The organism is Prosthecobacter dejongeii (assembly GCF_014203045.1).
In the GTDB taxonomy this organism is placed as follows: domain Bacteria; phylum Verrucomicrobiota; class Verrucomicrobiia; order Verrucomicrobiales; family Verrucomicrobiaceae; genus Prosthecobacter; species Prosthecobacter dejongeii.
The window spans coordinates 103,627-118,087 of the sequence record NZ_JACHIF010000003.1 but is presented as its reverse complement, the minus strand read 5'-3'; the positions used below and the strand labels follow the sequence as shown (position 1 = coordinate 118,087).

Here is a 14,461-nt window from a genome sequence, read left to right as displayed (position 1 = left end):
CCTCGACAAACGATTTTGTCGAACTTTTGCAGGCGCACCCTCCCAGGTGCGCCTGTTTCTTTTTTAGGCTTGCTGCCGCCCCGTGCCCCCTTGCCAAGCGGCGGGGACCACGCATCTTAAACAAACCCTCATGGAAACCCTCCGCCGCCTCGTTTTTGCCATCACTGTTTTCCTGGTCGCCACCCTGGTCTTTTCCATCTGGAGACGTGGGGAAGACGGCTACGGACTGCTGAATTACCTGCGTGGAGAGCGCCCCGCAGCCGCCGCCGCAGGCTCCTCCGAGGCCGCTTTCACCGCCCCCACAGCCCCGAAGCTGGACCTGGGAGACGTGAAGGTGCTGAGCGCGATGAATGACGAGTTTTCCAAACTCTCCGCCGCCGTGCTGCCCAGCGTGGTCAGTGTGACCACCAAGACCGTGCGCCGGGGGCAGACAGCCTGGCACCCATTCTTCGGCCTGGTCAGTGGCCGCGCGCAGATCATCCCCGGCCTGGGCTCCGGGGCCATCATTTCTAAAGAGGGCCACGTGGTGACGAACTACCACGTCATCGCCGATGTGAGCGAGGTCATCGTGACCACGAATGATAACCAGCAGTACCCCGCCCGGGTGCTGGGGGCGCATCGCGAGCGCGACATCGCACTTTTGAAGATCGAAGGCGGCAAAAAGGACTTTCCTGCCCTGGCCTTTGCCAATTCCGACGAAGCCCGCGTGGGGCAGCTCGTCTTTGCCGTGGGAAATCCCTTTGGTCTCAGCGGCACCGTGACCCAGGGCATCATCAGCGCCCGAGATCGCCACCTCAGCGACAGCCAACTGGACTACTTACAGACCGATACAGTCATCAACCCGGGCAACTCCGGCGGCCCGCTGGTGAACATCTTCGGCCAGATCATCGGCATCAACGTGGCCATCTACCGGGGCGATGAAAACGTGCGCGCCTGGCAGGGCGTGGGCCTGGCCGTGCCTGCGAACGATGCCAAAATGGTGGTGGAAGCCATCCGCACCCAGGCCAAGGGCGGGCCCGCCGCCGTCGCAGGCATGGGCTACCTGGGCCTGGAACTGAATGCCGAGCCCGTGCGCGTGGAGGCCACCTTGGGCGGGGTCGTTACCCTCGGGGCCTACATCACGGATCTGGACCCGCAGTCCCCCGCTGCCCGCGCCGGCCTCGTGGTGGGAGACGTCATCACCGCCCTCAATGGCCGCACCTTCCGCACTCCCGGAGATTTGCTCAAGCTCATCCGCGCCTTCGCCCCCGGGACGGAGGTGAAACTGACCATCGTCCGTGGCGGTGAACCGGCTGAAATCCCCGCCACCATCGGCCAGCGGCCCGATGCTGAGTAAGCCGGAAAAGTTCCGCAGGAAAAACGTATGGCATGGGGGGAGTAGCCTTGCACGCGCTGCCATCCGCCCGTCACTCACACCCGCCGCGCCGTCGCATTCCTCCCCCTAGAATTTCCTCTTCGGGGGGGCAAATGCCGACGGCTAGGGATCAAGGTCTTACGGCACGATGATCTGGCTGGTGCTGCCATCCGTGAAGGTGATGTAAACCACCATGCGCCCGGTGTTATCCATGACAGGCTGTTCCCAGCGGCGGTCCGTCTGGAGAGAACCTGGCAGGTCAATCTTGCTGACTGTCTTGCTGCCTTCGCTCGTGGCCACGGCATCGCCTTTTCGCAGGGCTAGGGTGAGTGCGCCCCCATTCGGGGCACTTTTCCACAGGCCTTGGTTATTCTCTGGCACGGTATCGCCGCCGGCGAGGTTGCCGATGAAAGCGTACTGATTGTCCCCACCCACCACCGGGAGGTCAAAGCCGCTGAAGGTCGCCCCTGCCGTGCCAGGTGCGGCATCATTCACGGTCACCGCGAGCTGCATGGCACCGGAGAGGTCAGTGTAGATGGCGTGGCGATCCGTCGGTGCGGCGCTGGTAAAGTCGCCATTCGTGTCCAGCCAGGCTTTCCAGGCCCCACGGTTGCTAGGGGTCAGCCAGCCGCCCCAGGGATTGCCCACGCGGGTTCCCACGGGGAGGTTGGAGACCACGCTGCTGTCATCACCCCGCCGCAGGATGCAGGTCAGGCTAGCCGGGTTGGCCGCATCTCCCCGCCAGATGCCGTCATTGCGGGTGCTGGTGCTGTTGTCCCCATTGGCATTCAAAGAGGCACGGAAGGCGATGATGCCCCCGCTGCCGATGGATGGGCGATACACTTTCAGGAAAGTGGCTCCGGAGGTGCCCGGTGCGGTCTCGCCGGAAAAGATCACCTTCGTGGTCGTTCCTGCCACAGTTTGATACCACAGGCCTTCTTTGTTGCCGGGAGTGGTGATGGCGGAAAAGACAAAGTTCCCCGTGCTATCCATGCGGCCGGGGTCGGAGTAGCTGCCCGCCAGGTTGGCGAAGTCCACCGCCGTTCCGGGGGCGTCTTCACCCTCCGTAGCGATGACGCTGATGGTGGTCACCGCGCCGCTGATGCTGGCACGCAGCAGCGCCGTTTTAGTGCTGCTGCCTTTGTAGGTCACGGAGAAAGCGGCCTGCCCGGTGCTGGCTCCCGTGGTGGCGGTGGCGTAGGCACCGGAGGCAAATTTGGCCACCTTCACCCCGGCCAGGCCTGGCACATCATCATCCTCACGCAGCAGCAGATTCAGTCCCGTGCCGCCCAGCTCGCTCCACAGGCCCGTGTCATTGTCTGCGGTCACTCCGCCCGTGCCGATGTTCAGCGTGCCCAGGAAACTCACATGTCCCCCGGCGCTGATGCCTGGGACCTCTGGCAAGGTGGAAAACTGAGCGGCTGCCACATCCGGCACCGTGGTGCCACTGCGGGCGAGCAGAAATAAATTTCCCCCTGCCGTCTTCCACAGACCTGAGGAACTGGCCAAAGTCACCGCCGGGCTCCCCGTGCCGATCTCCAGCGTGCCTGGGAAGGCGAGGTGCCCATTTTCCGCCAGGAAGCCACCCCGGCGCAAGACGCCAAAGTCGCCGATGTTCGTGCTGCCATCTTCCCCCGGTGCAGAGCCTGCCGAGACGACATCCCCCAGCGTGGTGGGCACGGGCTCCGGTGTGATGGGGGCGGAGGAATTCCACGTGTAGCTCGCCGGGCTGGCATCCACATTGCCCGCCGCATCCACCGCCCGCACCTGGAAGGTGTGGCTGCCATCTGCCAGGCTGGTGTAGGCAGTCGGGCTCGTGCCTGTGGCGAAACTGGCGGTATCCAGCTTCACCTGATAACTGGCCACCCCACTGCCTGCATCGCTGCCCGTGAAGCTGAAGCTGGCACTGGTGCTGGTCGTCAGCAGTGCCGGGTTTGCTGTGATGCTGGTATCTGGCGCGGTTTTATCCACGGTGTAGGTTTCACCCACAAAAGGCAGCGTGGTGGTGACATCGGACGAGATGCCCGCATCATTGTCCAAGCGCAGGAGCAGCGTGCCATCCGTGCCCGTGGTCACGGGCACCGTCCAGCTCAGGCCCGCATTGGCCGTGCTCGGTGTTCCCACCGCAGCCCCGGTGCTGGTGCCGCCGAGGGTGAAATTGCTGGCGGTTACCCCGGTCACGGCACTGCCAAAGGTGAGCGTCCAGTTCACCGTGTTGAGATTGCTCGGCGTCGCATTCGCCCGTACCAGAGAAGAAACCGTGGTCGTGGAGGCCGAAGTGGTGACGCCTGAGATCGTGACATTGTTCACCGCGATGTACATATTGACGCCGCCATTTCCCGTGATGCGCACTTCATCAATGTCCACGAACTTCGTTCCCCCCAGTCCAGCCAGATCCACCGTGGCATACCACGGAGCACCGGAGACTTGATAAGTGATGAAGCCCGCGCTCACCCCATCGTCAAAGGCCTCAATTCTCAGCAGATCCCCCGCCACGCCACCGTAGTCCACGATGAAGATCGAACTCATCGTGAAGTTGGTGGCCGTGGAAGAGCTTTTGATTTTGAAGACCGACTGGATGCTGCTGCTGTTGTAGCCCCCAGCGATGCCATTCGCCCCCGGATAGATATTGGGCTCGTAAGTCATCGGCAGGTCCGTCGTCCCATCCGCCCCTTTGGCGGAAAACTGCAGCGCGATGTTTGATACATCGTTGGAGCCACCTTGGCCATCCGTCACCACCGAGCCGGAGATGCCCGTGGAGGCGTTGAAGATGATCGTGGCCGTAGCGGCTGTGGTGGTGAAGGTGCCCACGCTGCTGTAGCTGGTGCCGGCGCTGTTCGTGGCGTAGGCTTTGTAGCTGTAGCCACTGCTCGCGGCCAGGCTGGTGGCATTCCGCGTGAAGGCCCCGGTGCTGAAGCTGCCGCTCTCTGTGAGCACGGTGACATTCGCGCCACCGATCTCCGGATTCGGATTCTGGGAAGTCAGCGCATACACCACCCCGCGTGCCGTGGCATTTGCCCCACCCGTGGCCGTGATGCTGCCCCCGAGAGTCGCGCTATTGCTCGTCACCGCCGTGCTCGTCGGCGAGGCCACTGTGGGGACCACGACAGAGCCCGCCTCCTCCCTTTCAAAAGCGAAATAATAATTGGGGTAGGTATCCCAATTCACACGGTTAGAGGCTCCACTCAGCCCGAACCCATCGGCCAGCAGACTCGTGATCACGTTCGTGGTGCTGTTGGTCGCGGTCGTCAGCAACGTCGAGTTGCCTGTGCCAGTCGAGCCAAATTTCACCCCCCCCGTCGGTTGCGGTGCTGCGTCTTTCATGAGGCGAATGAAGACCGCCTCTGGCTGAAAACCTAGACCCGTGATGTTACGATCCAGGTTGTTGCCGATGTAGGTGCCCGTGATGAATTTGCCCGTCACATGTTTGCAGGCGATGTAGTGATAACCCGTCCCATTGGTATTCACGGAGGCATCTGTTCCCACCTGGAAACCATCCGCCACGAAGCTTTGCAAACCGTTAAGCACCGGCCCATCCAGCCATGGCAGGCACTTATCGGTAGGCATGTCCACTGTGCGAAAGACGGCATTCGCGGTGCCCTCATACATCGTCATCACCATGTCCGGCTGAAAGCCCAGTCCAGTGATGTTGCGGTTGTCCACTCCGTTGCCAGTGTAGGTGCCCACCACAATCTCTCCCGGCGTCGTGCTCAAGGCCAAGTAATGAAAAGTACGCCCGTTGTTATTCACGTGCAGGCTTGCCCCCACCGTGAATCCCGTCGCTGTGAAGGCCGTGATGCGGTCCGTCCCGGTGGTGGAACTGGCAGTGCTTTGCCCCATATCTTTGGTTAGACTCATCGTGGATGTGCGGATCTGCATCGGCGTCGCCGCAGGCGTCGTGATCCCTGAAGTGCCGTCTTTAACGATCACGACACTCGGCTGGAAACCAAGAGACACCGTCTGGCTCGTTCCATTGCCCGTGTAGGTGCCTGAAACGACGTAGGCCTGGAGACTCAGGGGTAATAAGACCGCTAAAAAGACCGGCAGATGGATCATCGCTCTCCACCGCCGTAGTTCAATGGCCTGGAGCTGGGGGGCAGAGACACCGCAGGGAGACAGCTTCTGGCGTGTCAAACGGGGAAGAAAAGCAAGCAGGGACATGTTCATAAAGTTTTCTAGTTTCAGCCCAAGGCATTCAGTGAGCGTTTGCAGCGCAGAGATTTGGCCGCCCAAAAGGGCAGCACGCCGGCAGTGAGAAAGGGCAGAAAGAGGGAAATTTCATAATTCGATGCGAAATGAGCCGCAGGTAGATTTGCGAAGAACCAGCCTTAAAAACTCAAAAGGGAGAGCAGAAAACAACTGGTGCTGAGCCCCTCAAAAAGGCAGAGTTCGCCAAGTTAATTTTCCTTACCAGATAAGTATTACTCTGCTATAAATGGAAGATTACTAGCAGGCTCAGAAAAAGTTAATGCACTATAAAATTTAAGATCTTATCCTAAATAGTAAATTTTATACTGCATAAACTCAGGCTTTTACGCCCAAGCTAGCGAAGGCGATTCCCCAAAAATCATGAGGCCCTACCCCGCCCTCGCAAATCCAGGAGTCCATTTCACCCAGATAGACTTCATCCCCCCGTCACCCATGGGAGTGCAGCTCATGAGCACTCGGCTGGCCACTATGGAAACTTGCAGATGGAAAACCCCTCGCCCCCCCAGCGCGGCTTCGCGGGCAAACAAAAAGGGGTGGCTTTGAAAAAAATCAAAGCCACCCCTTTTCTAAAAGTTCTTTTAGTTATCCTCGCCTTGCAGGTATCTCACCGTGCGGAAGCCGATGTAATTGTAGGTGAAGTCTTGGTCCGCTTGCCCGCGGCTCGACACGCGGTCATTGGAGGAGAAGTTACCTCCGCGAAGAACACGTGGGTTTTTATCCCAACTGGAATCTGGGCCGCGAGGGTCATTGAAGGGACCTTGCGCGCTGTAGGCGTTGCTTTTGAAGACGTCCCAGCAGTGCTCGCTGGCATTGCCGATCACGTCATACAGGCCGTAGCCGTTGGCAAAAAATGAGCCCACCGGACTTGTGCCCAGATACGGCGCCCGGTAAGCCACGTTGTAGCCAAACACCGGGTGGAAACCTTCCTTTTCAGCCAGGTCAAAAGTCCCATTTCCAGGGAAGGCGTAATAATTGGCGAGGCTGAAATCAATGAAATCCCCAAACGGAAAGCGCCTTCCTTCCGGCCCCCCACGGGCGGCTTTTTCCCACTCAGCTTCCGTCGGCAGGCGGTAGCCATTCGCCAGCCAGACCACGTAGCTGAGTGTATCGCTCACCTGACCTGTGCGGTACACAGTGTCTGGGCCCGAGTTATTCCTCACGCGGTAGCAGGGGGTCAGCCCTTCCATTTCACTGCGGGCATTGCACCATTTCACGGCGTCATACCAGTTGACATAAACGACCGGATGGTTGGCCGCGCGGCCCACGCCGGCGTTGTCGAAGGTGTAACCATGCTTCAGGGCCCACTTATACACCACATCCCACTGGGACTTGGTGGTTTCCTTGGCCTGGATGTAGAAGGGGCTCACATAGACAGGATGCACGGGCCGTTCATGGGTATTGCCTTCATTGTAGGCATTGCCCATCTGAAATTCCCCGCCTGGGATGTGCACGAAACCCTGGGACTCAGGGAAGAATGCTTCGCGGATCTCCACGCGGCCCGAAAGCTCGGGGGAATAGCGCATCGTGGTAGGCGGTGGGCCGTCTGTGGGCAGTTGACCGAGCATGAAGAAACCTGCACCCGTGGAGCTGCGTGAGAGCAGGACCCCCTGAAAGCGCACGGAACGCTCGATGGAGTTCGTGGGCAGGCGAGGGCTGATGTCCTTGAAAAGCAAGGTGCCGCTGAAGGTCCCCGTCGTGGGCTGAAAGTTCAGCTTCGTCACTGGGTAACCTTCATTCATGAGGGAGAAGATGGCCTTATTCTGGGCCGTCACCGTCAGCAGATTGATGACGGGGGAGGGCATGCCTGCACCTTCGACGGTCAACTGTGCATTGTTCGGGCCGTTAGCCAGATCCATGACTAACTCGCCTGCCGCTGGGCGCTCATACTTACCGCCTCTCACGTCCAGCTCATGCAGGGGGAAGCCATCGCGGTAATTGCGGATGTAAAAGGCATCGGAAACCTTCAGTTTCTTCCAGTCCAGGTAGCCTTCCACGAAGACGTCACCCTTGCTCCGGCCCTCGTCAAATCTCTCATCATAGAGGTCAAACCAGCCCTGCACGGAGCCCTTGCCCCTGTAGAGCACCTGATGCCAGGCCGCTGCGTAGCTCGAAAAACCCTCGACGAATCGGCGTGAGGAGCTTTCGGTGAGGTAGCCGCTGCCTGTCACGGCTGTTCCATCGGCCAATTTACCGCTCCAGCGCAGCAGGCCAGTCTTCAGCACCCGCGCGGTCATGAATCCGTAGCCCTCAGGCACGGGCAGTCTCCCTTCGCCTTCTTCAAGAACGGTGGCTCCCTTAGGCTTTCTAAAGCCGGGATTCAGGCTCCAGGTGTAGGCACCTTCCAGCCGCTCTCCCACTTCCGCCAGGTTCGTCACGCGTTTCTGCACCTGGATCGTGGCGGAGGTCTCATCCCCCGTGATCAGCCGGAAATAGGGTTCGCCTGAAAAGGAGTCCTGGGTGATCTCCAGTGTCAAAACGGGACCGCGTTTGCCTTTCCCCAGCGTGAATCTCAGCGCGGTTGGGTCGGCTTCCGAAGGTTCTTGATCTCCGCTGAAGCGCAGGGTGGTGCCATCAAACAACAGCTTACCCGTCAGGCTACCGGTGGAGGTGACCAGCAGATCCAGCTTACCGCCCAGACCTAAGCCTCCATCCAGGAAACTGTTGCGGGAGACGATGCCTTCATACACCCCTGCTTCCAGGCGGGGAGTTTCTTCGATGAGGGCTTGAGTCGAGGTGTAAGCTTGGGAGAACAGCCAACAAGCCAGGCTTTGAGTGAGAATGCGCCGAGAGAGCATAAGCGGCTATAGCGAATTTTCAGGTCTGATTCCAGCAATGTTTTTAGTTTCGTAGGTTCCTGCGGCCCTTCCGGCTTCACCTCATTTGGCGTTTTGCCCGATGTTGCTTTTCGCTCGGTGGCGGAGTCTTGCATCCATGATGGCTCCAGGGTTGCACCCGCGCGCATTGCCGCTACTCTCCGCCCCCTGTTTATGTGGAAAGGCCGCTTTGCTCAAGAAACCAGCCAGCTCGTCCAGAGTTATGGCGAATCCGTATCCTTTGACTGGAGGCTGTTCGCTCACGATATCCGTGGGTCCATCGCCCATTCCAAAGGCCTGCTGAAAGCGGGCATCCTCACGGCGGAGGAGCAGGCGGCCATCGAAAAAGGTCTTTTGGAAATCCGCGCCGAGATCGAAGCCAGAAACTTCGAGTTCAAGACCTCCCTCGAAGACGTCCACATGAACATCGAGTCTGAGCTGACTCGCCGCATCGGCCCCGCCGGGGCGAAGCTGCACACCGCCCGCAGTCGCAATGACCAAGTCGCCACGGACGTGCGCCTCTACACCCGCGATGCCGTCGTGGAGATCGTGGACCTTGTGGCCGATCTCCAGCGCTCACTGGTGGAGGCCGCTGACCGCGCCGGTCCTGCCGTGGTGCCGGGTTACACTCACCTTCAGCGGGGTCAGCCCGTCCTCTTCGCCCACCACCTCCTCGCTTATGTGGAGATGCTGGAGCGCGATGCCCAGCGCCTGCTGGATGCGAACGATCGCCTCAATGTCATGCCCCTGGGCTCCGGTGCCCTCGCGGGTTCCACCATCATCCTGGATCGCGAATACGTGGCCAGCCTGCTGGACTTTGACACCGTTTCCCAAAACAGCATGGATGCCGTGAGTGATCGCGACTTCGCCGCTGAGGTGCTGTTTTCCATCGCCCTCTGCGGCGTGCATCTGTCCCGCCTGAGTGAGGACATCATCCTCTGGTGCAGTGCCGAATTTGGCTTTGTCACCCTCAGCGATGCCCACACCACCGGCTCCAGCCTGATGCCGCAGAAAAAGAACCCGGACGTGGCCGAGCTGACGCGTGGAAAATCTGGCCGCCTGGTGGGGAATCTCATGGCGCTGCTCACCCTGCTCAAAGGCCTGCCCATGACCTACAATCGCGACATGCAGGAGGACAAAGAGCCCCTGTTTGACTCGCTGGATACGATCAAAGCCGCGCTCGCCGTCTTTGCGGAAATGATCTCCGGCATGGAGGTGAATGAAGCCCGCACCCGTGCCGCCACCAGCGACCCCATGCTGCTGGCCACCGACCTGGCCGACTACCTCGTGAATCACGGCGTGCCCTTCCGCCAGGCGCACGAAGTCATCGGCAAACTCGTCGCCCATTCCCTGGCGGAGAAAGTGGCCTTTGCGGACATTCCCTTGGCTCAATACCAGGCCTTTTCCCCAGCCTTTGAAGCGGATCTTTTTGACTGCCTGAATCTGGAAACCGCCCTCGCCGCCCGCAAAGGCATCGGCGCCCCTTCCCCGCAGAATGTCGCCGCGCAGATCACCTTCTGGAAGGAGGCCCTCAGCGAATGAGTACGGCCACCATCCCTGCACCTAGCTTCCCCCTGTTTAAGGTGGAAGACCGGGATGGCTGGCAAAAAGTCAGTTCCACGCGCCTTTTTGACAATCCCCACATCAGCGTGGACCGCGTGGAGTGCCTGACGCCCCACCGCCATGAAAAGCCCGTGCCCTGGCTGGTCGTGCAGCGCAAAGCCGCCGTGGCCCTGGCCCCCATGACGGCGGATGGTCTCTTTGTCCTCATCTCTCAGGAGCGCGTGCCCGTGCAGCAGACCCTGTGGGAATTTCCCGCCGGGCAGATTGACGTGCCCGTGGCAGACATCACGCCCGACATCGTGGTGAATACCGCCCTGCGTGAACTTCATGAGGAAACCGGCTACGCCCTGGAGGCCGGCGGCACCCTGGAACCGCTCGGTTGGTTTCTTCCTTCGCAAGGATTCACCGACGAGCACGTTTACCTCTTTCAAGCGAAGCCCGTGTGCGTCGTCAGCCGTCCAGAACCGGATGGAAGCGAGCACATCAGCGACGTGCGTTTAGTCAGTGCAGAAGAACTGCGGAGGATGATCGCTGCCAATGAGATCACCAACGCTCTGACACTGGCCTTATTCGCGCGGATGGCGGCCAAGGGAACGATTTGAGGCGTTGAGCTAACCCCCCCAAACTTTCACCTGATATGTGGCAAGGCATCCTGAATAAAGTCTTCAAAGTCCGCGAAAAAGTCGCGATGAACCTGAACAAGGAGGATGAGGAAAAACCCTTCCTCGACCACCTGGACGACCTGCGCACCATGCTCGTGCGCATGGGCATGACCCTCGTCGGGGCCACCATCATCTCCTTCGTTTTCTACAAGGAGCTGTTTAACATCCTGCTCTACCCCATGGTGCTGGCGGGCTTCGCGCCGGACATTGAGGCCGCGAGAAAGCTGCTCATCAACATTGACGTGGCCGGGCCCTTCATGATGGCGGTGAACGTCTCCTTGATCGCCGCCGTCATCGCCTCCTTCCCCCTGCTGCTCATCTTCGTGCTCCAGTTCATCCTCCCCGGGCTGAAAGCGAACGAGAAGAAACTCATCTTCCCCGCCATCGCCATCGGCACCGGGCTCTTTCTCGGCGGGGCCTGCTTTGCGTATTGGGTGGTGCTGCCACGGGCCTTGGTCTTCTTCTCTGAGTTCGCCGCCTCCGTCGGGGCTAACCAGATGTGGGCACTGAATGAATACGTCACCTTCACCACCCGGTTCATCCTCGTCTTCGGCATCGCCTTTGAGCTGCCCATCATCGTCATGGCGCTGGTGAAGCTGGATTTCCTGAACTTCCGCATCATGAAGTCCACCTGGCGGCATGCCATCGTGGCCATCACCTTGTTTGCCGCCATCATCACGCCGACACCGGATGTGCTCACCCTCATGCTCATGTCTGGGCCGCTGTATGTGCTCTATGCCATCTGTGTGACCCTCGCCTACTTCATGGAGAAGAAGGACAAGGAAGCCTACCCTGAGTACTACGCCGAGCTGGAAAAAGACCGCCAGGAACTGGAAAAAGACAGCGGCGATGAATGGGACAACGAGAACTACAACCCCTGGTTCTCCGAGGACGAAAAAGACGAAGACGACGAGTATCAAAAACCACGCGCCGTGCCCTCCGCCCCACCGCCTGAAATCGAAAAGGCCCCAAAGACCGTCTCCATGGATGAACCCCTGGACGAAGGCGAGGATCAAGGCTCCGTCCCAGGCATTGACGACGACCCCGAACCCGAGTCTCCCCCCAGCCCCCCCAAGACCGAAAAAAGCACCGAGGAGCTCGCCCGCGAGGATGAATCCCGCAGCGGCAATCCCCCCTTGTGATTCCTTCCAGGAGTGAGGGCAAGGAGTGAGGGCTTACAGCCCTCCTTCTTTGTCCGAATGTGTTTCTCGCGCCCCTCTGGGGCGAGGAGGGTGCAAGGGATGGTCGAGCGCATGGTCCCCAGGCACAGCGAGGTGGGGGAACAGCCATGTCCGCAAGTACAGGATGAATCACTCTCCGAGTGATGCGTCCGCCCCAGACAAGCTTCGTTCGCGAGGGCGAACGGCGGCGTGAAGGGTTCCGGGCGCGCTGGGAAGGTTAGGCGAATAGGATATTCGCGCTCCGTCGGCGGGCCTTCGGTGTCGGAGGCGTGGAGGGGCGGACGTCTCGGTGCGAGTGCGTTTCTCGCGCCCCTCCAGGGCACTTTTTTTTGACACGCTTTTGGTTATTCGCAGGTCCGGGGGGGTTCTCGCTCGCCAAGCCTCGCTCCACCCCCGGCTATTCTTCTTTCGCCCCTCCGGGGCGGGGGTGCAAGGGAAGGTCGAGCGCATGGTCCCCATGCGCAGCGAGGTGGGGGAAGGGCCACGTCCGCCAGTACAGTATTCATCACTCTCCGAGTGATGCGTCCGCCCCAGAGAAGCTTCGTTCGCCCCCTTGCACCTCCCCGCCCTGGAGGGGCGAAAGAAAGGTAGCCGGGGGTGCGGCGAGGCACGAGCGAAACCCCCGGACTGCCGCCTAACAAAAAGCGCGTCCACACACCCACTGCGTCCTGGAGGGGCGCGAGAAAGGCCGATTGCACCCTTTCGAGGTGGGTGGAATCGGCGACATTGCTGGCATCCTTCCAGGATGCGACCTTGAGTGCGGGTGTGCTTGACCTCACCAGGGGTGCGTTCGTCCCGCAAGCGGGACTCACTCACCCCTGGCTATCGGCTGCGATGCCTCCGGCATCGGAGGGGGCGGACTATCCTGTTTGGGGCGAACGCATCACTCGGAGAGTGATGAATACTGTACTTGCGGGCGTGGCTGTTCCCCGCGCCCCGGAGGGGCGCGAGAAACGCTCGTCCGCCCCCACACCACACCCTCACACCCTCACACCCTCACACCCTCACACCCTCACCTAACCAATGATGCGTCCAGAGACACGGCTTTGTAGCAGCGGTGTTCCAGGAGGGAGGATTTGAGGCCGCGCACTTCGGGGCGGCTGAGGTGGTTGCGCACGTAGTAGTAGAGGGGGATCATGGGCAGTTCCTCCAGCAGCAGGGTTTCAGCTTCGGCCAGCAGGGCTAAGCGCTTTTGGCGATCGCCTTCGCGCAGGGAGGCCTGCATGAGTTCATCGTAGCGGGGGTGGCTCCAGCCGGTGTTGTTGTTGCCATCGCCCTTTTGCCAGATGCTGAGGAAGGTGTAGGGGTCCAGGTAATCGCCCACCCACCCAGCGCGGCAGATTTGGTAGTCCAGCTTTCGCTGGTTTTCCAGATAGACGCCCCAGTCCTGGTTCAGCACACCGGCGGGGATGTTGAGGTTCTTTTTCCACATTTCCTGGATGGCTTCGCCCACGGTGCGGTGAGACTCCATGGTGTTGATGAGGATGTCGAATTTGGGGAAGCCTTGGCCATTGGGGAAGCCGGCCTCAGCCAGCAGGCGGCGGGCTTCGGCGGGGTCGTACTTGATTTGGCCGGGGCTCACGTAGCCTTCGCCGGCGCCGGAGGGGGTGAAGCCGAGCGCGGGCTTTTGCCCTCCGCGCAGGACGTTTTGGATGAGGGCCTGCTGATCCACCGCCAGCACCAGGGCTTTGCGCACGCGGGGGTCATTGAAGGGCGGGCGGGTGACGTTGATGCGGTAAAAGTAGGTGCCCAGCATGGGATCCGCATGGAAGACCTGGGGCTCTTTGGTGCGGTAGTGGTCCAGCTTGGAAAGCGGCACCGTGTTGGTCACGTGGATCTGGCCATCGCGAAAGGCACGCTCCTCCGTGGCATCGCTGACGATGGGGATGAACTGGATCGCATTCAGCTTCACCGTCGCAGCGTCCCAGTAGTGGGGATTGCGCTCCACCGTGATGGAGTGGGTGTAGCGCCATTCCTTGAGTTGAAAGGGGCCATTGCCCACCAAGTTGCCCACGCGGGTCCAGGGCGTGTCTTTATCGGTCATCTTGCCAAAGCGCTCGATGACGTGCTGCGGCACCGGGTGCCAGGAGTAGTGCTTCAGCATGGAGGGCAGGTAGGGGGCCGGGCCTTTGAGGATGATCTGCAGGGTGTGGTCACCCAGCGCCTTCGCCCCCACCTGAGTGAAGTCTTTGACCGTGCCTTTATTGTACTCCTCGGCATTCAGCATGGGGTAGAGCATGGGGGCGTAAGGGGCGGCGAGATCCGGCGAAAGGATGCGCTGAAAGGAGAAGAGGAAATCCCGCGCCGTCAGCGGAGTGCCATCGCTCCACTTCGCCTCGAGGCGCAGGTGAAAGGTCCAGGTGATGAAGTCCGGTGTCTCCCAGTGCGTGGCCACGCCTGGGCCATTCGCATCCGGATCCTCCACAGTGGTGGCCACCAGGCCTTCGAAGAGCGCATCGAAGAGGTGATGCTCTGGGGAGCCCGTGGCCAGTTGCGGGTCCATCGTTTCCGGTTCAGATCCATTGCCCAAAATGAGGATGCCCTGGGCCGTGGCGGCGGAGGTGCGCGTGGGCCGGTGGCTGCGGGACTGGTGAAAGGTCACCAACCCGGCGATGAGGGCTGCGAGGGCGATGATACGGTAGATCCAGCTCATGACGGCGGCATCTTGACCCTGGTGGG

7 protein-coding genes are annotated in these 14,461 nt (G+C 60.6%); 4 read left to right on the top strand and 3 right to left on the bottom strand.

Features of this window, described 5'->3' with window-relative positions; genetic code table 11:
- The first annotated feature begins 130 nt into the window (after positions 1–130).
- Positions 131–1,336 carry a S1C family serine protease gene (locus tag HNQ64_RS08455; RefSeq protein WP_184207477.1) on the top strand — a complete coding sequence of 402 codons (1,206 nt, stop codon included), beginning with the start codon at positions 131–133 and terminating at the stop codon, positions 1,334–1,336.
- A 156-nt stretch (positions 1,337–1,492) separates the two neighbouring features.
- Here the strand turns inward: HNQ64_RS08455 and HNQ64_RS08450 are convergent, their stop codons facing one another.
- On the bottom strand, positions 1,493–5,515 hold the full coding sequence (locus HNQ64_RS08450) for a beta strand repeat-containing protein (RefSeq protein ID WP_184207475.1): 4,023 nt from the start codon (positions 5,513–5,515) through the stop codon (positions 1,493–1,495).
- Positions 5,516–6,141: 626 nt separating this feature from the next.
- A complete protein-coding gene (locus HNQ64_RS08445) occupies positions 6,142–8,358 on the bottom strand; it encodes a formylglycine-generating enzyme family protein (RefSeq protein WP_184207473.1) in 2,217 nt (738 codons plus the stop codon).
- Positions 8,359–8,550: 192 nt separating this feature from the next.
- Here HNQ64_RS08445 and argH point away from each other — a divergent pair, with 192 nt between their 5' ends.
- From argH to tatC, 3 genes are read left to right on the top strand one after another with little or no spacing between them, the layout of a single operon-like run.
- Positions 8,551–9,918: an argininosuccinate lyase gene (argH, locus tag HNQ64_RS08440; protein WP_184207471.1), complete on the top strand. Its 1,368-nt coding sequence runs from the start codon at positions 8,551–8,553 to the stop codon at positions 9,916–9,918.
- Positions 9,915–10,541 carry an NUDIX hydrolase gene (locus tag HNQ64_RS08435; protein WP_184207469.1) on the top strand — a complete coding sequence of 209 codons (627 nt, stop codon included), beginning with the start codon at positions 9,915–9,917 and terminating at the stop codon, positions 10,539–10,541. The genes argH and HNQ64_RS08435 overlap by 4 nt, the downstream gene beginning before the upstream one ends.
- A 35-nt stretch (positions 10,542–10,576) precedes the next feature.
- Positions 10,577–11,743, top strand: a complete 1,167-nt coding sequence (gene tatC / locus HNQ64_RS08430) for a twin-arginine translocase subunit TatC (RefSeq protein WP_184207467.1) — start codon at positions 10,577–10,579, stop codon at positions 11,741–11,743.
- Between the two features lie 1,051 nt (positions 11,744–12,794).
- Here the strand turns inward: tatC and HNQ64_RS08425 are convergent.
- Positions 12,795–14,435 (bottom strand): peptide ABC transporter substrate-binding protein, encoded by a 1,641-nt coding sequence (locus HNQ64_RS08425; RefSeq protein WP_184207465.1) that lies wholly within the window; start codon positions 14,433–14,435, stop codon positions 12,795–12,797.
- Between the last annotated feature and the right edge of the window lie 26 nt (positions 14,436–14,461).